Consider the following 23,180-nt stretch of genomic DNA (forward strand, 5'->3'; position numbering starts at 1 on the left):
CGGATCGCGAAAACCACCACCACCCTGCCCACCATTCACCGGCGGAGCAGGAGCAGGACGCGACGGCGTCATATAGTTCGGATCCGACGGATCCCGGAAACCCCCACCGCCCCCACCGGCCGTCGATTGGTGCTGACCATCGAACCCCGGTGTGCCCGAATGGTTTCCGCCACCACCGGTTCCGGCCGGTTGGGTCGGCGGGGCGGGAGCCGGCCGCGACGGCGTCATGTAATTCGGATCGGACGGATCGCGAAAACCACCACCACCGTGCCCACCGTTCACCGGCGGAGCAGGAGCAGGACGCGACGGCGTCATGTAATTGGGATCCGACGGATCGCGAAAACCACCACCCGACTGGTGGTTTCCGCCCGTATTCGTCGTCGTGGTGCCGGAGTGCGTCGTCGACGACGACTCGGTCTGTCCTGGCACCGGCCGCGGCGTCAGCGGGTTGTTGGTGGGTGGTGTTTTCGGCGGGGCCCAGGGCGCTTTCGCATTCATCCACAGGTTGAATCGCGGGTCGCCCTCGGTATTGGTGGTCGTCTTCGTACCGAGGCCCCGTATACCGCCGACCATGCCACCGCGGGCCGCGCTACCGACCCACCCCTCCGGCCCCGCGAAGGCGCCCGCGATATCGCCGGTCACCGCGCCCGCGCCGATATTGCCGAAGATGTTGCCGAAGACACCGGCCGTGGCGCCGATGGTGGCACCTTGCAGGAACATCCCCGACCGGAACGGCATATTGGTGATCGCGCCGCCGAATTTCTTGTCCAGGTTGCCGATCCCGAAGCCCATGTAGCGTCCGAGTTCGCGGCTGGGAATGGTGCTCAACGCCGACGCCGCCCAGGAGGCGCCGAATTCCTTCCAGTTGAATCCGTGCCGTTTACCGTCCGCGATCTGCGCGCCCTGCACGATCGCATTGGTGACCGGCGCCCAGAGCGCGCCCTCACCGAATTTCAGCGTGTAGACGCCCATGCCCTTGGCCGTGGGCAGAATCGTCTTGGCCTTGTACTTCCAGGTCTGCCCCTTCATCCCCTTCCAGGTATCGGCCGAGAGGATGTGTTTGAACCAGTACCGGGAGGCGCCGTTGAGTTCGCCGCGGGTCGCGAATCCCAGTTTCGCCCAGGCTCGTTCGAGTGCGTTCTGCAGTGCGTCGGCGATGAATTTCACGATCGATCGGGTCGTGCCGATCGCGGCCGCCTCCACCGCCGGTGCGGTCGGCGGGAACAGCCATGCCCAGGCGATCTCGACCAGCAGAATGCACAGCGAGACGATGATGTTGATCTTCGCCGACTGCAGTTCGGTCCCGACGTCGAAGGTCGAATCGCCGATGGTCTTGAACGATTCGGCCAGCGTCGCGAGCGACTGGTCTCCCTGCAGGAAGACGTCGAACAACTTGCCGATCTGATCGGCGGCATCACCCGCCGGAAAGGCCGCCATCGCCGCCGTTTTCGCGCTCTCGATACCGGGGACCTGCGCCGCGAGATCCTTGGACGCCTGCTCCCAGGCCCGCGACACCGCCCACATCTTGTCTTCGTCACCGTCGGGCCAGCTCGCACCGGCGACCCAGGCGATCGGACGTACGGGCGGGGGCAGGTACAGGCTCACGGCGGATCAGTCCTCGTCGGACACCATCGAGCGGTGCGCGCTACCGTCCATCGGATGCGCGGACGGGACGTCGCGATAATCCTCGATCCGGGTCGGCGTCGGTGGCGCGGTGGGCATCATCTGCCCGAGATCCGGTGCGCCCTCCACGAATTCCGACAATTTGGGCAACTGCAGTTTGCGTTCGCGCAGCGGCTGCATGAGTTCGGCACCCAGGCGCAGCACCTCGGCCGCGGCCTGCTGCACCGCCGCGGTCATCCCGGCGGCGATCTCGTCGTAGGTCAGATCCGCGATATCGTCGGCGAACTTCGTGTCGATCAGGAGCCCGTCGGCATTGACCGTCACCTGAATTCGCTGCTCACAGGTGCTCGCCGTAGCCGTCAGGCGGGAGCGTCGCAACTGGATCTCCGCGATCCCGCGCAATTGCTCGTCGAGCCCCTCGAGCACCGTCATCATGTCGGCATGGAGCCGTTCGTTGACCACTGCCACCTCCACTGTCGACGCGCGCAGTAGCAACAACAGCACACCAGATTGAATATCCGGTGGCGCCCAAGGAAATTCAGTGTCGACTACCGCCGTGCACCCGGGACAGAGGGGTGATGCCGAGCACCTGCTGCCCACCGCGAACGACACCGCTGTGGCACACCCGCAGCGCCTCGCCGCACCGCTTGTGAGATGTCCAATGCGCACACCGGAACCGATCGATCGCACCGGCCCGCGAGTTAGGTTCTCGACCAGCAGATATTCATCGACACGTGCGGTCGCGACATCGCACGCCGACTGTGAGGAGGGCCCGTGACCGAACGCAGTATCGCCATGAACCCCGGAATGCACGAGGTTCTCGACTACTTCGGCAAATGTCCCGAATGCGGTTATCCCGCACGGGCTTCGGCCGATTTCGCCGGGGCGCCCACGGTCGTCGCCAGCTGCGACCGCCCGTGCGGCTGGACCGGCGTGGTTCCACTCACCACCATGACCGGCCGCACGGCGTAACAGCGCGCCGACAGCACGACGCACCCGCGCCGACGTGGCCACGGGTGCGTCGCGAAACGGATTATTCGGGGCGAACGGTCAGGATTCGCGGACCGTCCTCGGTGACCGCCACGGTGTGCTCCCAGTGCGCGGCGCGACTGCCGTCGGTGGTGACGACTGTCCAATCATCTTCCAGCACAGTGGTTTCCGTGGTGCCGAGGGTCAACATCGGCTCGATGGCCAGCACCGAACCGACTACCAGTTTCGGACCGCGTCCGGGTGCACCCTCGTTGGCGAGGAACGGATCCATATGCATCTGGCGGCCGATGCCGTGTCCGCCGTAGCCGTCGACGATGCCGTAGGCGCGGCCGTGTTCCTTCTCCGCGGCGCGCGTGCCCAACTCGATCGCGTGCGAGACGTCGGTCAGACGATTGCCCGGCAGCATGGCCGCGATACCGGCGTCCATCGACAGCCGGGTGGCCTCGCTGAGCAGCCGGTCGGCCTCGATCACCTCGCCGATGCCGAATGTCCACGCCGAATCGCCGTGCCAGCCCTCGAGAATCGCACCGCAGTCGATGGACACCAGATCGCCCTCGGCGAGCACCTCGTCCTTCGACGGAATCCCGTGCACCACACGGTCGTTCACCGAGGAGCAGATCGATCCCGGGAAACCGTGATAGCCCTTGAAGGACGGGACGGCGCCGGCTTCCCGGATGGTCTGCTCGGCGACCTCGTCCAATTCCCAGGTCGAGACCCCGGGCTTGGCGGCGGCGCGCACGGCGACCAGCGCGCGGCCGACGATCGCGCCGGCCGCGGCCATGGCATCGAGCTCACCGGCGGTGCGGAAGGGCACCACCTTCTTCTGCTTGAGGCCGAAGACCATTCGCCTCAGCGACCCAGAACGTGGAGCACGCGGGCGTTGACCTCGTCGACCTCACCCACGCCGTCGATGGAGACGACCAGGCCGTCGTAGTGCTGCAGCAGCGGCTCGGTCTCGTCGCGGTACACCTGCATCCGGTTGCGGATGACTTCCTCGGTGTCGTCGGCGCGGCCGCGGCCGAGCATCCGCTCGACCACCACATCGGTCGCCACCTCGAAGCTGATCACGGCGTCGAGCGCGTGGCCGGACTCCTTGAGCATCTTCTCCAGGGCCTCGGCCTGGTCGACGGTGCGCGGGTAGCCGTCGAGCACGAAACCGTTGACGGCGTCGGGCTCGGCGATGCGCGACTCCACCATGCGGTTGGTCACATCACTGGGCACCAGATTGCCCGCGTCGAGGTACTTCTGCGCCTCGCGGCCGAGGGGGGTCTGCTGGGAGATGTTCGCACGGAACAAATTCCCCGTGGAGATGTGCGGCACACCCAGCTTGTCCGACAGCAGTTCGGCCTGTGTCCCTTTACCGGCACCCGGCGGTCCGAGCAGTACGAGTCTCACTTGAGGAACCCTTCGTAATTTCTGTTCATCAGTTGGCTCTCGATCTGTTTGACCGTATCGAGGCCGACGCTCACGACGATCAGCACCGACGTGCCGCCGAACGGCAGGAAGTTCGAACCGCCACCGCCGGCACCGATGTGCAACAGCAGGTTGGGCAGTACGGCAACAGCACCGAGGTAGATCGAACCGGGGAGGGTGATTCGGCTCAGTACATAGTTCAGATAGTCGGCGGTCGGCTTACCCGGACGGTAACCGGGAATGAAGCCGCCGAACTTCTTCATCTCGTCCGCGCGTTCCTCCGGGTTGAAGGTGATGGCGACGTAGAAGTAGGTGAAGAACACGATCAACGCGAAGTAGATCAGGACGTACACCGGGTTACCCGGGTTCACCAGATACTTCTGGATGATCTTCTGCCACCAGCCGTCGGAGTTGGACGACTGGGTCAGCTGGGCGACCAGATTCGGCAGGTACAGCAGCGAGGACGCGAAGATCACCGGGATCACACCCGCCTGGTTGACCTTCAGCGGCAGGTAGGTCGACGATCCGCCGTACATCTTGCGGCCGACCACGCGCTTGGCGTACTGCACCGGTATTCGGCGCTGGCCCTGTTCGACGAAGATCACGCCAACGATCACCACGAAGGCGGCGGCACACACCAGCCCGAAGATCAAGCCACCCTTGCTGTCGAGGATCTGCTTGCCCTCGGTCGGGATGCGGGCGGCGATACCGGCGAAGATCAACAGCGACATACCGTTGCCGACACCGCGCTCGGTGATCTGCTCGCCGAACCACATCACCAGGGCCGCGCCGGCCGTCATCACCAGCACGATGATGATCATGCCGAAGATGCTGGTGTCGGCCAGGATGTCGTCGGGGCAGCCGCGCAGCAGCTGACCGCGCGCGGCGAGGGCGACCAGACCCGTGGCCTGCAGGATCGCGAGTGCGATCGACAGATACCGCGTGTACTGCGTCATCTTGTTCTGGCCGGACTGGCCTTCTTTTCGCAGTTCCTCGAACCGCGGGATGACCACCGTCAGCAGCTGGATGATGATGCTCGCGGTGATGTAGGGCATGATCCCGATCGCGAACACCGACAGCTGCAGCAGCGCGCCACCGGAGAACAGATTGATCAGCTGGTAGATACCGGCATTGTCACCGCCGGAGACGACGTCGATGCAATGGCGGATCGCCTTGTAGTCGACGCCCGGCGACGGTAGCGAGGCGCCGACGCGGTACAGCGCGATCAGGCCCAGCGTGAAGAGAATCTTCCGCCGCAAGTCCGGGGTCCGGAAGGCCGACACGAAGGCGGAAAGCACAGATCCTCCTGGCTGACGACACGGGGGTCACGCCCACTTCCGTCACCTCGGCACATACCGGTGCCCTACAGGGCAGAGCCGGTCCTGTGCCACGACAACGGGGCAGACTGGTTGGCAGACAACACTTGAACTCTAACAGCGACGCCGGACGGGCTCTCACCCGTCCGGCGCCCCGACTGTATTACCAGTAACTGTCAGCCCAGTTCGGTGGCGGTACCACCGGCGGCGGTGATCTTCTCCTTGGCGGAGCCGGAGAACTTGTCGGCGCTGACCTGAACGGCCACACCGATTTCGCCCTCGCCGAGCACCTTCACCAACTGGTTCTTACGCACGGCACCGGCAGCGACGAGCTCGTCCTTGCCGATGGTGCCGCCCTGCGGGAACAGGCGCGCGATATCGCCGACGTTCACGACCTGGTACTCGACGCGGAACGGGTTGGTGAACCCCTTCAGCTTCGGCAGGCGCATGTGGATCGGCATCTGGCCGCCCTCGAAACGGGCCGGCACGTTCTTGCGCGCCTTCGTACCCTTGGTACCGCGACCGGCGGTCTTACCCTTGGAGCCTTCACCGCGACCCACACGGATCTTCTCGGTCTTGGCGCCCGGGGCGGGCCGCAGGTGGTGGAGCTTGATGGGGGTCATGCGGTTTCCTCCTCAACGGAAACGAGGTGGCGCACGACGTTGATCAGCCCGCGGTTCTGGGCGTTGTCCTCGCGGACCACGGTCTGGCGGATGCCGCGCAGACCGAGGGTGCGAAGCGACTCCCGCTGATTCTTCTTGGCGCCGATCGTGGACTTGATCTGGGTCACCTTGAGCTGTGCCATGTCAGACTCCCTGTCCGGCACGCGCACGCAGCATGCCCGCCGGGGCAACGTCCTCGATCGGCAGACCGCGGCGAGCGGCCACCTCCTCCGGACGCTGCAGCATCTTCAGGGCAGCGACGGTCGCGTGCACGACGTTGATGGCGTTGTCGCTGCCGAGCGACTTGGCCAGGATGTCGTGGATACCGGCGCACTCCAGCACGGCACGCGCCGCACCACCGGCGATCACACCGGTACCGGGCGAGGCCGGACGCAGCATGACGACACCGGCGGCGGCCTCACCCTGCACCGGGTGCGTGATGGTGCTGCCGATCATCGGGACGCGGAAGAAGCCCTTGCGAGCCTCCTCGACACCCTTCTGGATGGCCGCGGGAACTTCCTTGGCCTTGCCGTATCCGACACCGACCAGGCCGTTGCCGTCGCCCACGATCACCAGGGCGGTGAAGCTGAAGCGACGACCACCCTTCACGACCTTGGAGACGCGGTTGATCGCGACGACGCGCTCGAGCTGGTTCTTCTCGGCGGCGTTGTCGCGACGGTCACCGCCGCCGCGGCGATCGCGGCCACCGCCGCGCTGATCGCGCTCGTTGCTGTTCTGTCCGGCGGGTCCGTTGCCGCCGTCACGCCGTTGACGTCCCGGCATCAGACGTTCCTTCCGTTCAGGTTCATTCGGTCCATGAGCTGAATCTGCATCAGAACTTCAACCCACCTTCGCGAGCGGCATCCGCGAGCGCGGCGATGCGGCCGTGGTAGTCGTGGCCACCGCGGTCGAACACCACGGCCTCCACACCGGCAGCCTTCGCGCGGGCGGCCAGCAGCTCGCCGACCTTCTTGCCCTTCGCGGACTTGTCACCGTCGAGCGCGCGCACATCGGCCTCGATCGAGGACGCCGAGGCGACGGTCTTACCGACGGAGTCGTCGATCACCTGGGCGTGCAGGTGCCGCGAGGAGCGGAACACGACCAGACGCGGACGCTCGGCGGTGCCGAGGACCTTCTTGCGCAGACGGAAGTGCCGACGGGTCTTCGACACCCGGCGACGAGTCGACGCATCCTTGCCGACCGGCTTGCGGGCGGCTTTCTGAGCTTCAGTTTGTGCCATGGCTTACTTACCCGTCTTTCCGACCTTGCGGCGAACGACCTCACCGGCGTAGCGGATGCCCTTGCCCTTGTACGGGTCGGGCTTGCGCAGGCCGTGGATCACTGCGGCGATCTGGCCGACCTTCTGCTTGTCGATGCCGGACACCGAGAACTTGGTGGGGGCCTCGACCTGGAAGGTGATGCCCTCGGGGGCCTCGATCGGAACCGGGTGGCTGTAGCCGAGGGCGAACTCGAGGTTCGAACCCTTCTGCTGCACGCGGTAACCGACGCCGAAGATTTCCATCTTCTTCTCGTAGCCCTGGGTCACGCCGACGATCATGTTGTTGATCAGGGTGCGGCTCAGGCCGTGCAGCGAGCGGTTGCGGCGCTCGTCGTCCGGACGGCCCACCTCCAGCTCACCGTTCTCGGCCTTCGTGACGGTGATCGGCTCCGCGACGGTGTGCGAGAGGGTGCCCTTGGGACCCTTCACCGACACCTGCTGGCCGTCGATGGTCACCTCGACGCCGGCGGGAACCGAGATCGGCTTCTTACCGATACGCGACATTGTTCCTACCTCCCTTACCAGACGTAGGCGAGGACTTCCCCGCCCACACCCTGCTGCTTGGCCTGACGGTCGGTGAGCAGGCCCTTCGACGTGGAGATAATTGCCACGCCCAGACCGCCCAGCACCTTGGGCAGGTTGGTGGATTTCGCGTACACCCGCAGACCCGGCTTCGAGACGCGGCGCACACCCTGCAGGCTGCGCTCCCGGCTCTGGCCGTACTTCAGGTCGACGATCAGGGTCTGGCCGACGGGCGCATCCTCGGTGCGGTAGTCGGCGATGTAGCCCTCGCGCTTGAGGATCTCGGCGATGTTCGCCTTGAGCTTCGAGTGCGGAGCCTTCACCTGATCGTGGTACGCCGAGTTGGCGTTGCGCAGACGGGTCAGAAAGTCTGCGATCGGATCAGTCATGGTCATGTGTTGACCGTTACCTTTCTCGCCGCGGTTCCCATACAGCACCGTCACGCGGGGCGGTCGTGGGCCTACGACAATTTCGGCTGGTCCGGCCGACACCATTGCCGACCGGATTCGGAATGCTGTCACCCGGAGCAACGCGCACGCATATGGGCACGAGGGTGCCCGAGCAACCGGTCTAGTGTAGGCGAGCGGTATGAGCGGGCAAAATCGGGGTGACCACCGCCGACCGCGTCACTGCGCGCCGTACTCCGCCGCGGTTCGGCTACACCTCGAGTTCCTCTTCGATGCCCCGCAGACGATGCCGCGCGAGGGCGAGGTTCGCCCGGCCACGATCCAAGGCCAGATAGAGGAACAGCCCCTTGGAGTTGCGGCCGGTCATCGGCCGGATGATGTGGTACTGCGTGGACAGGGAGATCAGAATGTCCTCGATCTCCTCGTTGAGGCCCAGCTGTTCGATCGTACGCAGTTTCGCCCGCACCACCTCGGTGTTACCGGCGCCGGCGACCTGCAGGTCCAGAGCCTTCGAACTGCCGAGCATTCCCAGCGACATGCCGCTGTTGTAATCGACGACCGATGCGCCGAGCGCGCCGTCGATCGCCATCATTTCCTTCAGCGCGAGATCCAAATTGGACATTTCTTTCCTTTCAATCGGTATTACCTGTTCGGTCCTTGCTGTGCTTGCCGGTAGGGGTGGCGGTGAGGTGGCCGGCGATCGCGCGGGCGGCCGGGCGCGATTCCAGATGCAGCCGGCCGACATTCACGTCGGGCTCGGCCAGCACCGTCAGCGAGGTCCAATCGGCGCCGTAGACCACGACATGGCCGCCGGTGCCGCGCACCACCACCTCGTGGAAGCCGCCGCCGACCGCGGTCGTGGCCAGCCGATGCGAGAGCGCCAGCTGTGAGGCGGACAGTGCGGCCATGCCGCTGGGTTCGATATGCGCCGGAAGATCGTGCTCGATGAGCAGCCCGTCGCTGGATGCCACCAGCGCACCGATCAGTCCGGGAACGCGGTCGCGCAACGCCTTCAATTCCGCGAGAACCGCCGCATTCGGTTCGGGTCCCGACATCGTCACCTTGCTGAACCTTCCCATCAGATCGCCGAGCAGCTTCTTCCGCACGGTCACGCAAGTTCCTCCAACGCCGCCCGCAGGCGGACGAGCACGTCGATATCCACCGGTGATTCCCAACGGTCCGGTGACGCAACGGATGTCGCCGATCGGCGGCGACGGACCAACGGCGGCGCGACCCCGGGCTCCGACCGCGCCGGCGAGGGTTCCGCCGGCACCGAAACCGTCGGAAAGCCGGTCACATCCGCGGGCTGGATCAGCTCCGCGAGCGTGAGGTCACGCACCGCCACGAGGCAGCCGTAACTCGTGCGCCCGAGTTCGCGGGCGATATCGGCCACCGTGCGGCGCCCGTCCGCGATGGCCAGGACCTCCGTCTGCCCGCCCGTGAGCGAGATCCGGCGCCGCCGCACCCGGCGGACCGGCACGACGGGCACGCGATCGACGGCCTCGGCCGGCCAGGGTCCCGCTTCTGGATCACCCCGGCGCGCACATTCGTTCACCAGCAAGCCCGGGTTGATATGACAGACCGGGGCCAGCCAGTGCTCGGGCGCGGGCTCGAATTCGGGGGTGGTCGCGGAAGCCAGCAGAAAATACGCGGCGTCGAAAACCGACAGCAGCGCAAGGGTTTCCAGCTGCGGTTGCGCGAGTACCCGCCCCGGGTCCCCGGATCCGGCGCGCTGCCAATCCTCTGCGGTGGCCACGCCCGCCTCCACCACGAGCCGGTCCAGTCCGGTGGTGCGCCGGCAGTCGGCGGAAACGATTGCCCCCCTGGTGAGATGAAACGATCCGTCCCCCGCGCGTAGTACCCCCGTACTTCCCTCTTCCTCCAGCCTGCGCAGTGCTACCGCCAGTTCAAGTCCCATGACTCCCCTCGGTCAATTCGGAGAGAATCCCCCGCAACTGAAATCTCGCCAGGGCCAGATTCCCGGATTCCTCGTCGAAGAGAACGTGCACGAACAACCTGCCGTCGAAATCGCCGTCGATCAGGTTCAGCAGGTGATAGCCGCGGGTCCCGCAGACGATGATCTCGGTGACGTCGTCGTCGCCGTGCTCGGTGGCCAGCGCCGGGCACGCGAGCACCGAACGCACCACATCCGTTGTGGCAGCGGCATCTTCGTGTTCGTCGATCGAGTCGTGCCGACCGGCCGCGGCGATCGCGAGCCCGCTGGCCCCGTCCGCCAGCGTCACCCCGCGCGCCCCCGGAATCTCCATGATCCGCCGCAGGCATTCGTCGATACTGATCACACGCCACCGCTCGTCGAGTTCGGGCTATCTGAAACGCCGACGCTACACATCACCCGCTGGGCTCGCATCTCGAATGCGGAGAATTGCAGGCAATTCTTCTGCACCACAAGATCATCGGCGGATTATGGACGTGCCGATTCGCAAGCCGGCAAGGGCGGCTCGGCGCGGCCACGGCTAGGCGGCGGAGGGACGAGCAAACGATCAGCATCCGGGCGGTTCCCGCGATCGGAGCGCGACACGGTCGCCCGAACACGTTGAGATGCAACATGTTCCAGATTCGACGCTCGGATTTTCTCAGCTTCTTCCGAGGCGGATTCGATACTATTTGTCCCATTCGCCCAGACAGACAACAACTCCGGGAGCTGTATGCCTGCCATGAGCCTCACCAATTCTCACCGCGCACTCCTCCTCGGCTACGGTTCGCTGCTCGCGACAGTCGCGGGTTTCGTCAATGCCGTGGCCATCCTGACCTTGGCCATTCCGGTCGGCAATCTCACCGCGACGACAACGCGGCTTGGGATGGACGCCGCCAGCCCGTGGCTGTTCGAAAGCAGCGTGCTCGCCTTCATACTCATCGGATTCCTGATGGGAGCCGCGTGCGCCGGCGCGATCCTGGCGCCCGCGAAAACCCATGCGGGAGTTCGTCACAGCGCCGTCATGATCGGCGAAGCGTTGCTACTGGCGCTTGCCTTCGCCTGGTCGGAGCACACCGTGTCGGTCTTGCTGGCAGCCATCGCCTGCGGGCTCCAGAACGGAACGACCTCGAGCCTGCGAACAATGCAGATCCGAACCACCCACTTCACCGGTACCGTCACCGATCTCGGGCTGATCATCGGCCGCTCCCGCTTGCACGGCATCGACAGATGGCGAGCCGCGGTGCTGTCGGCCACGGTCGTCACGTTCGTCACCGGCAGCATCGCCGGCACCATCCTCGGCACGCGGATCGGCGAGGCGGCACTCCTGGTGCCCGCCGTCGTCTGTGTCGGCATCGCCCTCGCCGGACTCGCCTACGACCGACGGCGCCCGCCGCAGACATCGTCGAGCGAGCCCGACCACGCACGACTCGGTCCGGGCACCATGCCACGAGACGCCGGCGACTCTTACGAGCCGGAGATCAGAGACAGCTCGCGGGCGATGTACCAGGTCGGCTGAGTGCGACCGAACTGATCGTGCAAACCTGCCTGGTGTGGGGGTTTCCGCCGATTTGCGTCACCTCCGCCGCGAACTTCGGCTCGCAGCCCATAACTCCATATCGTGGCTACGATCGAAGCATGTCGCATCCCCGCGTCGAACGACCCGATCTTCCCGAATACATGACGTGGGAAGAACTCGAACAATTGCCTGACGAGGTCGCCGGCGAGGTCGAGCTGTGGGAAGGTCGTGTCGTCTGGTTGCGGAGAGGCCCGGCCGAGCATCAGGAGTTCACCAATCTCCTGTGGAGCGGACTGCGCCGGTGCGCTCGGGAAGCGATGTCCGCGGACCCGGAGCAGTGCTGGCGAGCCCACACCGAGACGAACGTCTTCTTCGGATCGACGGGGAAATCCGACTTCGTCACACCGGATTTTCTCGTCGCCCGCTACCTGCCGAACCCCTATCAGGATATCCGTGCCGCAGATGTCCTGCTGGTCGGCGAGGTGCTGTCTCCGTCCAATTCGCAAACCGACATGGAAGACAAGCGGGCCCGCTCTGCGCGCGGAGGGATCCCCTGGTACTGGGAGGTCACCCTGGAACGCGAGAAGAGCGCGATAGCCATGATCCGGATATTCGCGCTCGAACGAACCCACGGCGCCCTGCCCGCCGGCGTCCATCCCCTCTATCCGGCCAACTACCTGCTCACGGCCAAATGGACACCGAAGGACTCGGCAGCGATCGACACGGAATTCCCCTTCCCCATTCGCATCCCGTGGTCAGATCTCGAATTCTGAATCGTGGTCGGCGAGCGCGCATTCAAGGTTGTCGCACAACCTTGAATATGGTTCGTCCGTACTCGAGGTTGTCGGCGTCAGAGCAGAACTCCTCCACGCAAGAAAGGGTACGGACTCCTCGGAGTCCGTACCCTTTCTCGATTCGATTATCGCGCGGAGCGCGGGCGCTGCCTCAGCAGCGCGAGCTCACCAGGAGCTCTTGTGCACGCCCGGCAGCTCACCGCGGTGCGCCATCTCACGGACGCAGACGCGGCACAGACCGAACTTGCGGTAGACCGCGCGGGGGCGGCCGCAGCGCTGGCAGCGGGTGTAGCCACGAACGGCGAACTTCGGCTTCGCGGCGGCTTTGTTGACGAGAGCTTTCTTAGCCATGTGCTCAGTTCTCCTTGAACGGGAAGCCGAGGTGCTTGAGCAGGGCGCGGCCCTCCTCATCGTTGGTCGCCGTGGTGACGACCGTGATGTCCATACCGCGCGGACGGTCGATGGAGTCCACGTCGATCTCGTGGAACATCGACTGCTCGCTCAGGCCGAACGTGTAGTTGCCGTTGCCGTCGAACTGCTTCGGCGACAGGCCGCGGAAGTCGCGGATACGGGGCAGCGCGATGGACACCAGGCGGTCCAGGAACTCCCACATGCGGTCGCCGCGCAGCGTGACGCGCGCACCGATCGGCATACCCTCACGCAGCTTGAACTGCGCGATGGACTTGCGGGCCTTGCGGATCTCCGGCTTCTGACCGGTGATCAGGGCCAGGTCGTTGACGGCGCCGTTGATCAGCTTGGCGTCGCGGGCGGCGTCACCGACACCCATGTTGACGACGACCTTCACCACGCCCGGGATCTGCATCACGTTGGCGTAGTTGAATTCGTTGTTCAGCGCGTCCTTGATCTCCGCGCGGTAGCGCAGCTTGAGGCGAGGCTGAATGTTTTCTGCGGTGGTCATGCTCAGATGTCCTTCCCGTTGCGACGGGAGATGCGCACCCGCTTGCCGTTCTCGTCGGTGCGGTAACCCACCCGGGTCGGCTTGCCGTCGGAGTCGACAACCATCACGTTGGACACGTGGATGGGCGCCTCCTGGGTCACGATGCCGCCGGAGCTGGCGCCGCGCTGGTTCGCGGAGTTCGCGACGTGCTTCTTGATCCGGTTCACGCCCTCGACCAGGACCTTGTCGGTCGCCGGGTAGGCCTGGATGACCTTGCCCTTGGCGCCCTTGTCCTTACCCGAGACGACGATCACGGTGTCGCCCTTGTGCACCTTCATGTCAGAGCACCTCCGGGGCCAGCGAAACGATCTTCATGAACCGCTTGTCACGCAGCTCGCGGCCGACGGGGCCGAAGATGCGGGTGCCACGCGGATCGTTGTCCGCCTTGATCAGCACCGCGGCGTTCTCGTCGAACTTGATGTACGAACCATCCGCACGACGACGCTCCTTGACGGTGCGCACGACGACCGCCTTGACGACATCACCCTTCTTGACGTTGCCGCCGGGGATGGCGTCCTTGACGGTGGCGACGATGACGTCGCCGATACCGGCATAGCGACGCGACGACCCGCCGAGCACGCGGATGCACAGAATCTCCTTGGCACCCGTGTTGTCGGCGACGCGCAGTCGCGACTCCTGCTGAATCACTTCAGCTCCTCCTAGACCTGGACGTAATGCACGCCGGATTACCGACCCGACGGGCATGGTCAGTTGCCCTTCGACGGACCTTGACGGCCCGCTCCCGCACAGCAGCGGGGCAGCGCCTGCCAGCGGTTTTGCATGATCGGAAGGATCAACCACTGTGGGTTCGCGGCCGAAGTGCGGGCACAATGCTCGCAGGCAACCCGACAAGTGTAGCCAAGCCGCAGGTCGCGCCCAAATCAGGGTCGAACGGGGTCCGCGTGGCGATCCCACGGGTGGCAGTCGAACTCAGCCGATACTCAGCAGGTTCGGTTAGCCTCTCACGGACGCGACCGGCCCCGCCTCCGGGTGGGGCCGCGGTGATGTCGCGCAGGTGCACGATGAAGTCGGGGAGAGGATTTTCTGTGACATCGTCCGGTCGCCAGGTCCGCCTGGGTCGCCGCTCGTTCCTGATCGCCCTCGGCGCGGTGCCGGTGGCCACCGCCCTGGTGGCGTGCAACAGCGACGACACGAAGCCGAAACCCCTCACCGGCCCCGACCTGTCGGGCCTCGACCCCGCGGTGCGGCCGCAGGACGATCTGTACCGCAATATCAACGGCACCTGGCTGCGCACCTACCAGCTGCCGCCGGACAAGGTCTCCTACGGTACCTTCGCCGAGGTGTCCGATCGGGTCGAGGGACAGCTGCGCGAGGTCATCGACGGGATCCACGATCCGGAGGACGGATCGGAGGGCCAGCAGATCCGCGACCTTTACGACGCGCGGATGGATCTGGACACGCTCGAGAAGCTCGGCACCACCCCGCTGCAACCGCTGTTCGCGCGGATCGACGGGGCGCAGAACAGGGCCGATCTCGCGAAGGTCATGGGCGCGCTGCCACTGGGCGGCCTGATCGGGCTGGGCGTGAGTATCGACCGCAAGAATTCGAACGCCTACATTCCGGCGGTGGGCCAGTCCGGTCTCGGCATGAGCGAGCAGTACTACCGGAAACCCGAATTCGCGCAATACCTTTCGGCGTACCAGACATTGCTGCACAAATTGGCGACCGGGGCCGGCCTCCCGGATCCGGACGGGGCGGCCGAACGCACCCTGGACCTGGAGAAGCGCATCGCCGCCGGGTACTGGGACAACGTCCGCACCCGCGACGCCGACGCCACCTACAACCTCATGGCCTGGAACGAGATGACCGCGCTGGCACCGGGTTTCGACTGGGAGCCGTGGCTCGCCGGCAGCACCGACCGGCCCAAGGATCTGTTCACGAAGATGGTCGTCGGTGAACCGTCGTTCGTCACCGCGGCGGGTCAGCTGTGGACCGAGGTGGATATCAACACCTGGCGGGAATGGCTGAAACTCAGCCTGCTGCGCAAATACGCCAAATACATGAACAAGGCCCTCTCGGACGCGAATTTCGATTTCCTGAAGGCCACCAGCGGAATCGAGCAGCGGCCGGAGCTGTGGAAATCGGCCGTCGCGGTGGTCGACGCGAATCTCGGTGAGCAGCTGGGCAAGCTGTACGTGGCGAAATACTTTCCGCCGCAGGCGAAGACGCGGGCCAAGGAACTGGTCGACAATCTGCTCGCCGCCTACCGCGACAACTTCCGCAACTCCTCGTGGATGTCCCCGCGGACCCGCGAGGCCGCGATCGCGAAGCTCGACAAGATCACGGTCAAGATCGGCTATCCGGACAAGTGGGTGGACTATTCGAAGCTGAAGGTCACCCGCGGCCAACTGGTCGAATCTCTGCTCGCCATCGAGGCTTTCGAGGCGAAGCGGTCGATGGACAAGCTGGGGACGCCGGTGGACAAGGCCGAATGGGGCATGTCGCCGCAGACCGTCAACGCCTACTACGAGGCGACCTCCAATTCCATCAACTTCCCGGCCGCGATCCTGCAGGCCCCGTTCTTCGACACCGGGGCCGAACCGGCGGTGAACTACGGCGCGATCGGCGCGACCATCGGCCACGAGATCGGTCACGGCTTCGACGACCAGGGCTCGAAGTACAACGGCGACGGCAATCGCGAGGACTGGTGGACCCCGGAGGACCGGACCGCCTTCGAGGCCAAGACCAAACAGTTGATCGATCAGTACAACGCGCTGGTGCCCGAGGGCCTGCCGCCCAGCGATCACGTCAACGGTCAGCTGACCGTCGGCGAGAACCTCGCCGACCTGCGCGGGCTGATGATCGCGCTGGCCGCCTTCCGCATCGAGGAAGCCAAGAGCGGCCGCAACGCCCCGGACTACACCCCGATGTTCCAGTCCTGGGGCCGCAATTGGCGCGAGAAGCAGACCCAGCAGTCGCTCGAACAGCAGGTCGCGACGGATCCGCACTCCCCCGGCGAATTCCGCTGCAACCAGGTGGTGCGCAACCTGCCGGAGTTCTACACGACCTTCGGCGTCCAGCCGTCGGACAAACTCTTCCTTCCCGAAGATCAGCGCGTCGCTCTGTGAGCTCCGCGCGACCGGTCAGTGCGTGATCAGTCGCCAATCGTCGGGAAGGTTGGCGGCTGTCACCTGCTCGCCGTCCACCGCCAGGTCCACCGCTGTACCGCCGAGGCGCAGATCGGTGAGTTCTACTCTGCCCCAGCGCGCGGGGACGTGCGGCAGGACGGTCACCGTGCGGTGCGGCACATCGGGTTCGAGTCCGAGGAACGAACGGACCAGCAGCAGCGGCGCGGCACTGGCCCAGGCCTGCGGGGAACACGAGGTCGGGTAGGGCACCGGCGCCGAGAACCGAGAGCGCTGGAAACCACAGAACAACTCGGGCAGGCGGCCGCCGAAAGCGGTTGCGGCGTCCAGCAATCCGTTGGACAACCGGGTGGCCAGTCCGACCGCGCCCGGGATGTGACGGTAACGCAGCAGGCCGGCCACGGCGATGGCGGTGTCGTGCGGCCAGACCGAACCGTTGTGATAGCTCATCGGATTGAACGCACCCATCCCGGAAGACAGTGTGCGCAAACCGAATCCGGAGTCCATCTCGGCGGTAGCCAGATGGTGCACCAGCTGTTCGGCATGTTCGTCGGTCACGATGCCCGACCACAGGCAATGTCCGACATTGCTGGTGAGCGCGTCGACGCGGCGTTTGTTGCCGTCCAAAGCGACTGCGTACCAGCCCTTTTCGGGAATCCAGAACGCTTCCGCGAATTTCGTCCGCAGTTCGGCGGCATGTTCGCGTAGCTTCTCGGCCTTGTCCGACTGCCCGAATTCCTCGGCCAGTTCGGCGCGGGCCAGGATCGCCGCGTAGACGTAGCTCTGCACCTCGCACAGCGCGATCGGGGCCTGGGCGAGATGTCCGGCCGCGTCGTTGATGCCGTCGAAGCTGTCCTTCCAGCCCTGATTGATCAGCCCGCGGTCGGTCGCGCGCTGATATTCGACGAAGCCGTCGCCGTCGCGGTCGCCGAAATGCGACATCCAGTCGAGAGCCGCGTCGGCCGCCGGCAGCAGCGTCTGCACGGCCTCCGGCGACGCGCCCCACCTCCGGGTCTCGGCCAGCAGCATCACGAAAAGCGGTGTGGCATCGACGGTTCCGTAGTACACCTCACCGCCCAGGGCCAGTCCGCCCGCCGGGCCGCGGCGGATCTCGTGCATGATCCGGCCCGGTTCCTCCTCGGTGAGCGCGTCGACCTGCTGGCCCTGCATTTCGGCCAATTGCTGCATGGTGCCCAGGGCCAGCGAGGAGTCCAGCGGCAGCGCCATCCACGCGGTGAGCAGCGAGTCGCGGCCGAACAGCGTCATGAACCACGGGGCGCCGGCGGCGACGAAGGTGCGATGCCGGCGTTCCTCGCGAATCTGCAAAGCGCCCAGATCGCTTTCGGTGCGCTGCAGAATGGCGGTGAGCTGCGGATCGCCGGTGGTGAGTTTGGTGGCGGTGTCACGCCACGCGGCCATCTTGCGGCCCGGTTCGCTGCTGCGGTAGTGCTCGCCCGGGCGTAGCGCGACATGCACCCGCTGATTGGCCACCGTCGGCTGGGCCAGGATCTCGGTCTGCCAGCGCCCGGTGGCGGGCACGACGATGCGCCAGGTCAGCGAGCCGGGCAGCACAATCGGCAATTCCGAGGACGAGACCGCCAGGCCGCGGGCGCGATCGGAGCGGTCGTTGAGCAGTAGTTCGTTGTCGGTGACCAGTATTTCGGCCCGTCCGTGCCCGGCTCGGCCCTCCTTGACGGCGAACAGATCCACGAAGTCGGCGTCGGCGCGCAGTTCCAGCACCACGGCCGTGGGTTCGCGGCCGAGGTTCTCCAGGATGACCGTCTCCCGCATACCGTCGGCGACGAGGCGTTCGCGCACCACCAGCAGACTGGAATCGGCGGCGCCGGACCGCGGCGGCCGCCGCAGGATGAACCTCGCGGTGAAGGCCTCCGGACTGAGCACCGACAGCGGTTCGAGGCGCTGCCCGTCCACCCGCAACTCCCAGCGCGACACCACGCGGGCATCGCGATAGAACAGGCCCTGGGAGGTTCCCGATTCCACATCGCCGACCCGGTCGGACAGGCAGAAGGTGCTGCCCTCGACCAGCGTCACCGAACCGTTCAGCAGGGCGGGTTCGCCGCCGTTGAGAGGTGAGGGCCCGGTCATCGCGCATCATCCCCTCGGGGGTGTCGCGGCGCCGCGGCAGGCGCGGTAGATCGTTTCGTCGACTCGAACATCACCATCGCGAACGGCTCCTCCCTGATCACCGGCGGCAACCGATCCGGCTCGAGGTTTGCGTGGGCCTATCCGACAACGTTCGTGCGAGAACGTCTCGATCATCGAGAGTAACCGCTGGAGGGTGCTCGGCACGGCCAATCCCTCGACCACGTCGCAAATCCGCGCTGCGGCCGGCATAGTACGGCGGATCGCGGACCGGACTCAGCGCGCGCGATCGCCGGCTCCCTCGACAGGCCGTTTGCGCGGCGGTTTGACGTGGACCAGGCTGCGGTCACCGCCGTAATGGGCCAGCACCCGAGGATCGATCACCGCGCGCCACAGCGGCGGCACCGCGGCCAGCAGGACCATCCCGGCATATCCCATCGGAAGCTGTGGCGCCTGCTCGACGCTGCGCAGGGTCTGGTAGCGGCGGCCGGGATTCGCGTGGTGGTCGCTGTGGCGCTGCAGATGGAACAGGAAGATGTTGGTGACCAGACTGTCGCTGTTCCAGCTGTCACGTGGCGAGCAGCGGCCGAATGTGCCGTCGGGTCGCCGCGCGCGCAGCAGGCCGTAGTGCTCGACATAGTTCACCGTCTCGAGCAGGAGGGCGCCGACCAACGCCTGCAAGGCCAGCCACGGGATCACACGCGGACCGAAGTACAGGATCATGGCGCCGAACAGCACGACGCTCATCGACCAGGCCTGCAGCAGATGATTCTCGTAGGTGAACCATCGCTTGCCCCTGCGTGCCAGCCGGTCCCGTTCGAGCCGGAACGCCGAGCGGAGCCCGCCGAACATGCTGCGCGGCAGAAATACCCACAGGGGCTCGCCGAAGCGGGCGCTGGCCGGGTCCTCCGGGGTCGCGACGCGGGCGTGGTGGCCGCGGTTGTGCTCGACGAAGAAGTGCCCGTACGCGGACTGCGCGAGCGCGATCTTCGACAGCCACCGCTCCAGATGTTCGGACCGGTGTCCCAGTTCGTGCGCGGCGTTGATCCCGATGCCGGACACCACGCCGAGAGTGAGGGTGAGACCGAGTTTGTCCACCAAGGACAGGTCGGTGTCCGCCCAGAGAAAACCCGCGATGAACAGCCCGAAGAACTGCATCGGGAGGAAGAGGTAAGTGCACCAACGGTAGTAGCGGTCGTTGGAGAGCGCTTCGTAGTCCTCGTCGTGCGGATTACTACCGTCGTTCCCGATCGCCCAATCCAGCAACGGAATGGCCACGAAAACGATGATCGGCCCGATCCACCAGAACACGGGCGATCCGGTGAGGACCACCAGTGGCCCGGGGAGCAGGGCACAAGCCGGTGCGATCAACCCCAGCATCCATAGATACCGCTTGGGGTCGCGAGCTCGGGTTTGTTCGAAGATCGCCATATTCTTCTCGCTGTCCAAGAGTGACACCGGATCGAGAATGCGGCCGCGGGAAGCGGCGTAGGCCTGAATATTCAGAGTAGCCGTTCGTGCCCGGCTGTCCAGAGATCGCCGAAAAAGACCTACCGACGTGCATATACCCCGAAATCACCAAGGTATGGCTACGATTTTCCGGGGCGGGATTTTCGCCACTGGACGACGCGACGCCGCCCACCCCGTTCGGCGGGCGGCGTCGGCCGGGCCGTGCGCGAATGTCGCTACGGCAGGGCCGCGCAATTACTCGGCGCAGGCAACCCGGCCAGCCGATCGGTCACCCATGAATGCGCGGTCGCCAGCGACGGGAAATAGGCCAGGTCGTGGGTGCCCACGACGCCGGTGACAGCGGGCAGCTGCGGATTCGCGTCCAGCTGAACCGGAGTGCCACCGGCGCACCAACCGGCGGCCACGGTGCGAACCGGCGGATACGGCGTGCCCTCGTCGTTCGCGGCCGAGGCGATGAGCACCGGCATCGAGGGCGCCACGGTTCCGATGCGCTGCTCGTCGAATGCCGCTTTCAGCGCCGGAGACCGGTCGATGACCGCGGTGAGAGGTTCTCCACTGGTGGTGATTTGCGTAATTCGCCGTAGTTGAATATCCAATGACGCCGCAATGGCGCACTTGCCCAGAGCGTCGTTCATCAGTCCTTTACCGGCATCGTTGATTTCGGCATCGAGAATCGGACGCGTTTCGGGATAGTCGGCGGCGATGCCGTTGAGGGTGAATGGCGCGGAGGATCCGACACCGGGTTGGCCGTAGTTGTAACCGATGAAACTCTCCGGGTCGACGATCGGCCCGCCGATGTAGGCCCCGCGCACGTTCAGTTCGGGCGCGTAGCTCGATTGCAGTTCGGCCGCGCCGGCCGAGGCCATGCCACCCTGGGAGTAGCCGAACAGAATGACCGGCGAGTGCGGATTCAGCCCGGTGCCCGGAAGCTGCAATGCCGCACGCGCGGAATCGAGTACGGCATACGCCTGCGCTTTCCGGTTCAGGAAGTCGTGCACATCGGGTGTGCCCAGCCCGTGATAGTCGGTCACCACCACGGCCATACCGCGCGCGAGCAACGACGTCAGCGCGATGACGTCGTATTCGGCGATGAGATCGTACGGCGGCTGGAACTGGGCCAGCTGCGGCAGCACCTTCGACGGCGCGCACTGATCGCCTTGGCCCTGAGAGCCGACTCCGTATGCGACCAGCGGACGTTCACCCGGGCCGGTCCACGGCAGCGTCGGCTGCAGATAGGTCGCCACCACGGCGGTCGGAGCGTCGTGAGTATCGCTGCTGAGGTACATCATTCGCGTCGACGCCGCCGGCACGACACCCGGTTGGCCGGGCGCCGACATCACCAGCGCTGCCGGTTGGGCGCGAAGGATCGCGCCCGGAGGCATCGGCGGCGGTGGTGGCGGTGGCATGTAGAAATCATCGGCGGCGACCTGCGTAGCCGGTTGCGGCAACGCGGGTGGCGCCGAGATCGCGGCGCCTGCGATGACGACGAGCGAGCCGAACAGAACTGCGTTCCATCTGCGGATCAAGCCCCTCACGATCGATCCTTCCCTGCGCTTTCGGCGGATATGTGTCGAGCGTCGAGCGGTCGAACATCAGCGGCCCGGATGGGCCGTCCGTGGCCCATCCGGGCACGGGCCGCTACGGCAGCGCGGCGCAATTGCTGGCCGCGGGCGCGGTCGCGAGCCGATCGGTCAGCCACATCTGCGACGCCGCCAACGACGGGAAGAACGCGAGATCATGGGTGCCGATGACACCGGAAATCAGTGGCAGCTGGGAGTTCGCGTCCATCTGCACCGGCACGCCACGACTGCACCACGCGGCGGCCACATCTCGGATGGGCGCGAACGGCGCGCCCTCGTCGTTCCTCGCCGAGGCGATGAGCACCGGCGCCGACGGCGTGCCGCCACCGATGCGCTGATCGGCGAAGGCCTGGCTCAACGCCGGCGACCGGTCGATCACCGTGGTGAGTGGCTGTCCGCTGGAGGTGAATTGGGCCGTGTGCTGCTGCGGATTGTCCAGCGACACCGCGATGGCGCATTTGCTCTCGGCATCACGCATCAGCGCCTTACCCGCGTCGTTGAGTTCGGCGTCGAGTTCCGCGCGAGTATCGGGATAGTCGGCGGCGATGCCGTTGAGCGTGAAGCCGACCGCACCGGACAGGCTCGGCTGCCCCTCGTTGAAGCCGATGAAGTACTCGGGGTCCACCACCGGTCCGCCGATGTACGCACCACGCATATTCAGCTCGGGCGCATAGCTCGGTTGCAGTTCGGCCGCACCCGCCGAAGCCATACCGCCCTGGGAGTAGCCGTACACGATGACCGGCGGTCGCGGCCCCAGGCCGTTGTTCGGTAACTGCTCCACGGCCCGCGCCGAATCGAGGACCGCATAGGATTGCGCTTTCCGATTCAGGAAGTCGTGCATTTCCGGTGTGCCCAGCCCGTGGTAATCGGTGACCACGACGGCCATCCCGCGCGACAGCAGCGAATACAGCGCCACCACATCGTATTCGGCGATGACGTCGAACGGCGGCTGGTATCGGGCGAGCTGCGGGAGCAATTTCGAGGGCGCGCATTGATCGCCCTGCCCCTGTGTGCCGACCGCGTACGCGACCAGTGGGCGTTCGCCGGGACCGGTCCACGGCAGCATCGGCTGCAGATACGTGCCCGTCACCGCGGTCGGCGCGTCGTGCGTGTCGTTGCTGAGATACATCATGCGTGTCGAGATCGCCGGGACGACGCCGGGTTGTCCCGGCGCCGAGAACAGCAACGATGCGGGCTGAGCCCGCACGATGGCACCCGGAGGCCCCGGCGGCAACGGCGCCGGGGGAACATAGAAATCATCGGCGCCGGCCTGCGCCGGCGGCTGTGCCCAGGCATGCGGCGCCGAAACCATTCCGCCCGCGACTGCGATGAGAGCTCCGAACAAGACAGCGGTACAACTGCGAATCCGGCTCCGCACGATTCGTCCTTTCCTGAGCTTCGGGATGCCTAGCGGAACGAACAAACGGATCTCGACAGTACCGAAAAAGACGGATCGATCTTCGGGGAATCAGAATGACGGTCGGCGTGTCTCGCTATCGACTGG

27 protein-coding genes are annotated in these 23,180 nt (G+C 65.8%); 4 read left to right on the plus strand and 23 right to left on the minus strand.

Features of this window, described 5'->3' with window-relative positions; genetic code table 11:
- A partial coding sequence (locus tag NMI01S_RS01635) for a WXG100-like domain-containing protein (protein WP_501193593.1) occupies positions 1–1,605 on the minus strand: 1,605 nt, incomplete at its 3' end.
- Positions 1,606–1,611: 6 nt separating this feature from the next.
- Positions 1,612–2,127, minus strand: a complete 516-nt coding sequence (locus tag NMI01S_RS01640; RefSeq protein ID WP_062994275.1) for a YbaB/EbfC family nucleoid-associated protein — start codon at positions 2,125–2,127, stop codon at positions 1,612–1,614.
- 270 nt (positions 2,128–2,397) lie between these two features.
- Here NMI01S_RS01640 and NMI01S_RS01645 point away from each other — a divergent pair, with 270 nt between their 5' ends.
- The gene (locus NMI01S_RS01645) at positions 2,398–2,595 is read left to right on the plus strand and encodes a hypothetical protein (RefSeq protein WP_030513409.1); all 198 of its coding nucleotides are present in this window, start codon (positions 2,398–2,400) and stop codon (positions 2,593–2,595) included.
- Between the two features lie 61 nt (positions 2,596–2,656).
- Here the strand turns inward: NMI01S_RS01645 and map are convergent, their stop codons facing one another.
- From map to NMI01S_RS01710, 13 genes are all read right to left on the minus strand, one after another.
- The gene (map, locus tag NMI01S_RS01650) at positions 2,657–3,457 is read right to left on the minus strand and encodes a type I methionyl aminopeptidase (RefSeq protein WP_062994276.1); all 801 of its coding nucleotides are present in this window, start codon (positions 3,455–3,457) and stop codon (positions 2,657–2,659) included.
- A 5-nt stretch (positions 3,458–3,462) separates the two neighbouring features.
- Positions 3,463–4,008, minus strand: coding sequence for an adenylate kinase (locus tag NMI01S_RS01655; protein ID WP_062994277.1), 546 nt, complete (start codon positions 4,006–4,008; stop codon positions 3,463–3,465).
- Positions 4,005–5,324 carry a preprotein translocase subunit SecY gene (gene secY / locus NMI01S_RS01660; RefSeq protein WP_062994278.1) on the minus strand — a complete coding sequence of 440 codons (1,320 nt, stop codon included), beginning with the start codon at positions 5,322–5,324 and terminating at the stop codon, positions 4,005–4,007. Before secY ends, NMI01S_RS01655 begins: the two co-directional genes overlap by 4 nt.
- Positions 5,325–5,518: 194 nt before the next feature.
- A complete protein-coding gene (gene rplO, locus NMI01S_RS01665) occupies positions 5,519–5,965 on the minus strand; it encodes a 50S ribosomal protein L15 (RefSeq protein WP_030513405.1) in 447 nt (148 codons plus the stop codon).
- Positions 5,962–6,147: a 50S ribosomal protein L30 gene (rpmD, locus tag NMI01S_RS01670; protein WP_030513404.1), complete on the minus strand. Its 186-nt coding sequence runs from the start codon at positions 6,145–6,147 to the stop codon at positions 5,962–5,964. Before rpmD ends, rplO begins: the two co-directional genes overlap by 4 nt.
- Before the next feature lies 1 nt (position 6,148).
- Positions 6,149–6,787: a 30S ribosomal protein S5 gene (gene rpsE / locus NMI01S_RS01675; protein WP_062994279.1), complete on the minus strand. Its 639-nt coding sequence runs from the start codon at positions 6,785–6,787 to the stop codon at positions 6,149–6,151.
- A 49-nt stretch (positions 6,788–6,836) separates the two neighbouring features.
- A complete protein-coding gene (gene rplR / locus NMI01S_RS01680) occupies positions 6,837–7,244 on the minus strand; it encodes a 50S ribosomal protein L18 (RefSeq protein WP_036498216.1) in 408 nt (135 codons plus the stop codon).
- Between the two features lie 3 nt (positions 7,245–7,247).
- A complete protein-coding gene (gene rplF, locus NMI01S_RS01685; protein ID WP_030513401.1) occupies positions 7,248–7,787 on the minus strand; it encodes a 50S ribosomal protein L6 in 540 nt (179 codons plus the stop codon).
- A gap of 14 nt (positions 7,788–7,801) precedes the next feature.
- Complete coding sequence (rpsH, locus tag NMI01S_RS01690) at positions 7,802–8,200, minus strand: 30S ribosomal protein S8 (protein ID WP_030513400.1); 399 nt, start codon at positions 8,198–8,200, stop codon at positions 7,802–7,804.
- Between the two features lie 262 nt (positions 8,201–8,462).
- Positions 8,463–8,834 (minus strand): hypothetical protein, encoded by a 372-nt coding sequence (locus tag NMI01S_RS01695; RefSeq protein ID WP_062994280.1) that lies wholly within the window; start codon positions 8,832–8,834, stop codon positions 8,463–8,465.
- 10 nt (positions 8,835–8,844) lie between these two features.
- Positions 8,845–9,324, minus strand: a complete 480-nt coding sequence (locus NMI01S_RS01700; protein WP_245716666.1) for a roadblock/LC7 domain-containing protein — start codon at positions 9,322–9,324, stop codon at positions 8,845–8,847.
- Positions 9,321–10,130: a hypothetical protein gene (locus NMI01S_RS01705; RefSeq protein ID WP_062994281.1), complete on the minus strand. Its 810-nt coding sequence runs from the start codon at positions 10,128–10,130 to the stop codon at positions 9,321–9,323. Before NMI01S_RS01705 ends, NMI01S_RS01700 begins: the two co-directional genes overlap by 4 nt.
- Positions 10,120–10,512 (minus strand): roadblock/LC7 domain-containing protein, encoded by a 393-nt coding sequence (locus NMI01S_RS01710; RefSeq protein ID WP_062994282.1) that lies wholly within the window; start codon positions 10,510–10,512, stop codon positions 10,120–10,122. Before NMI01S_RS01710 ends, NMI01S_RS01705 begins: the two co-directional genes overlap by 11 nt.
- 366 nt (positions 10,513–10,878) lie before the next feature.
- Between NMI01S_RS01710 and NMI01S_RS01715 the strand changes: the two genes are divergently transcribed.
- Complete coding sequence (locus NMI01S_RS01715; protein WP_084512152.1) at positions 10,879–11,664, plus strand: YoaK family protein; 786 nt, start codon at positions 10,879–10,881, stop codon at positions 11,662–11,664.
- Between the two features lie 119 nt (positions 11,665–11,783).
- A complete protein-coding gene (locus tag NMI01S_RS01720) occupies positions 11,784–12,437 on the plus strand; it encodes a Uma2 family endonuclease (RefSeq protein WP_062994283.1) in 654 nt (217 codons plus the stop codon).
- A gap of 186 nt (positions 12,438–12,623) precedes the next feature.
- Here NMI01S_RS01720 and NMI01S_RS33875 read toward each other — a convergent pair whose 3' ends face one another.
- From NMI01S_RS33875 to rplN, 4 genes are read right to left on the minus strand one after another with little or no spacing between them, the layout of a single operon-like run.
- The gene (locus NMI01S_RS33875) at positions 12,624–12,809 is read right to left on the minus strand and encodes a type Z 30S ribosomal protein S14 (RefSeq protein WP_025347225.1); all 186 of its coding nucleotides are present in this window, start codon (positions 12,807–12,809) and stop codon (positions 12,624–12,626) included.
- A 4-nt stretch (positions 12,810–12,813) separates the two neighbouring features.
- Positions 12,814–13,377 (minus strand): 50S ribosomal protein L5, encoded by a 564-nt coding sequence (rplE, locus tag NMI01S_RS01725; protein ID WP_036498214.1) that lies wholly within the window; start codon positions 13,375–13,377, stop codon positions 12,814–12,816.
- Between the two features lie 2 nt (positions 13,378–13,379).
- Positions 13,380–13,694, minus strand: coding sequence for a 50S ribosomal protein L24 (gene rplX / locus NMI01S_RS01730; protein WP_036498213.1), 315 nt, complete (start codon positions 13,692–13,694; stop codon positions 13,380–13,382).
- A gap of 1 nt (position 13,695) precedes the next feature.
- Complete coding sequence (gene rplN, locus NMI01S_RS01735; RefSeq protein ID WP_062994284.1) at positions 13,696–14,064, minus strand: 50S ribosomal protein L14; 369 nt, start codon at positions 14,062–14,064, stop codon at positions 13,696–13,698.
- 398 nt (positions 14,065–14,462) lie between these two features.
- Here rplN and NMI01S_RS01740 point away from each other — a divergent pair, with 398 nt between their 5' ends.
- Complete coding sequence (locus NMI01S_RS01740) at positions 14,463–16,505, plus strand: M13 family metallopeptidase (RefSeq protein WP_369689897.1); 2,043 nt, start codon at positions 14,463–14,465, stop codon at positions 16,503–16,505.
- A 15-nt stretch (positions 16,506–16,520) separates the two neighbouring features.
- On the opposite strand, the gene NMI01S_RS01745 is transcribed toward NMI01S_RS01740, so the two are convergent.
- The 4 genes from NMI01S_RS01745 to NMI01S_RS01760 all read right to left on the minus strand — a co-directional run bounded on the left by NMI01S_RS01745 (position 16,521) and on the right by NMI01S_RS01760 (position 23,054).
- Entirely contained in the window at positions 16,521–18,629 is a 2,109-nt protein-coding gene (locus NMI01S_RS01745) for an amylo-alpha-1,6-glucosidase (protein WP_062994286.1), read from the minus strand.
- 273 nt (positions 18,630–18,902) lie between these two features.
- Complete coding sequence (locus tag NMI01S_RS01750; RefSeq protein ID WP_062994287.1) at positions 18,903–20,057, minus strand: alkane 1-monooxygenase; 1,155 nt, start codon at positions 20,055–20,057, stop codon at positions 18,903–18,905.
- A gap of 254 nt (positions 20,058–20,311) precedes the next feature.
- Complete coding sequence (locus tag NMI01S_RS01755) at positions 20,312–21,631, minus strand: lipase family protein (protein ID WP_157126006.1); 1,320 nt, start codon at positions 21,629–21,631, stop codon at positions 20,312–20,314.
- Between the two features lie 103 nt (positions 21,632–21,734).
- On the minus strand, positions 21,735–23,054 hold the full coding sequence (locus NMI01S_RS01760) for a lipase family protein (protein ID WP_157126007.1): 1,320 nt from the start codon (positions 23,052–23,054) through the stop codon (positions 21,735–21,737).
- Between the last annotated feature and the right edge of the window lie 126 nt (positions 23,055–23,180).

The sequence above is a fragment of the Nocardia mikamii NBRC 108933 genome (genome assembly GCF_001613505.1).
Classification (GTDB): Bacteria; Actinomycetota; Actinomycetes; order Mycobacteriales; family Mycobacteriaceae; genus Nocardia; species Nocardia mikamii.

Excerpts from the sequence above, each read along its gene's own strand:
- map (WP_062994276.1), bottom strand. The coding sequence starts at position 3,457 with ATGGTCTTCGGCCTCAAGCAGAAGAAGGTGGTGCCCTTCCGCACCGCC.
- rplO (WP_030513405.1), bottom strand. The coding sequence starts at position 5,965 with ATGACCCCCATCAAGCTCCACCACCTGCGGCCCGCCCCGGGCGCCAAG.
- rpmD (WP_030513404.1), bottom strand. The coding sequence starts at position 6,147 with ATGGCACAGCTCAAGGTGACCCAGATCAAGTCCACGATCGGCGCCAAG.
- rpsE (WP_062994279.1), bottom strand. The coding sequence starts at position 6,787 with ATGCCGGGACGTCAACGGCGTGACGGCGGCAACGGACCCGCCGGACAG.
- rplR (WP_036498216.1), bottom strand. The coding sequence starts at position 7,244 with ATGGCACAAACTGAAGCTCAGAAAGCCGCCCGCAAGCCGGTCGGCAAG.
- rplF (WP_030513401.1), bottom strand. The coding sequence starts at position 7,787 with ATGTCGCGTATCGGTAAGAAGCCGATCTCGGTTCCCGCCGGCGTCGAG.
- rpsH (WP_030513400.1), bottom strand. The coding sequence starts at position 8,200 with ATGACCATGACTGATCCGATCGCAGACTTTCTGACCCGTCTGCGCAAC.
- NMI01S_RS01695 (WP_062994280.1), bottom strand. The coding sequence starts at position 8,834 with ATGTCCAATTTGGATCTCGCGCTGAAGGAAATGATGGCGATCGACGGC.
- NMI01S_RS01705 (WP_062994281.1), bottom strand. The coding sequence starts at position 10,130 with ATGGGACTTGAACTGGCGGTAGCACTGCGCAGGCTGGAGGAAGAGGGA.
- NMI01S_RS01715 (WP_084512152.1), top strand. The coding sequence starts at position 10,879 with ATGCCTGCCATGAGCCTCACCAATTCTCACCGCGCACTCCTCCTCGGC.
- NMI01S_RS01720 (WP_062994283.1), top strand. The coding sequence starts at position 11,784 with ATGTCGCATCCCCGCGTCGAACGACCCGATCTTCCCGAATACATGACG.
- NMI01S_RS33875 (WP_025347225.1), bottom strand. The coding sequence starts at position 12,809 with ATGGCTAAGAAAGCTCTCGTCAACAAAGCCGCCGCGAAGCCGAAGTTC.
- rplE (WP_036498214.1), bottom strand. The coding sequence starts at position 13,377 with ATGACCACCGCAGAAAACATTCAGCCTCGCCTCAAGCTGCGCTACCGC.
- rplX (WP_036498213.1), bottom strand. The coding sequence starts at position 13,694 with ATGAAGGTGCACAAGGGCGACACCGTGATCGTCGTCTCGGGTAAGGAC.
- NMI01S_RS01745 (WP_062994286.1), bottom strand. The coding sequence starts at position 18,629 with ATGACCGGGCCCTCACCTCTCAACGGCGGCGAACCCGCCCTGCTGAAC.
- NMI01S_RS01750 (WP_062994287.1), bottom strand. The coding sequence starts at position 20,057 with ATGGCGATCTTCGAACAAACCCGAGCTCGCGACCCCAAGCGGTATCTA.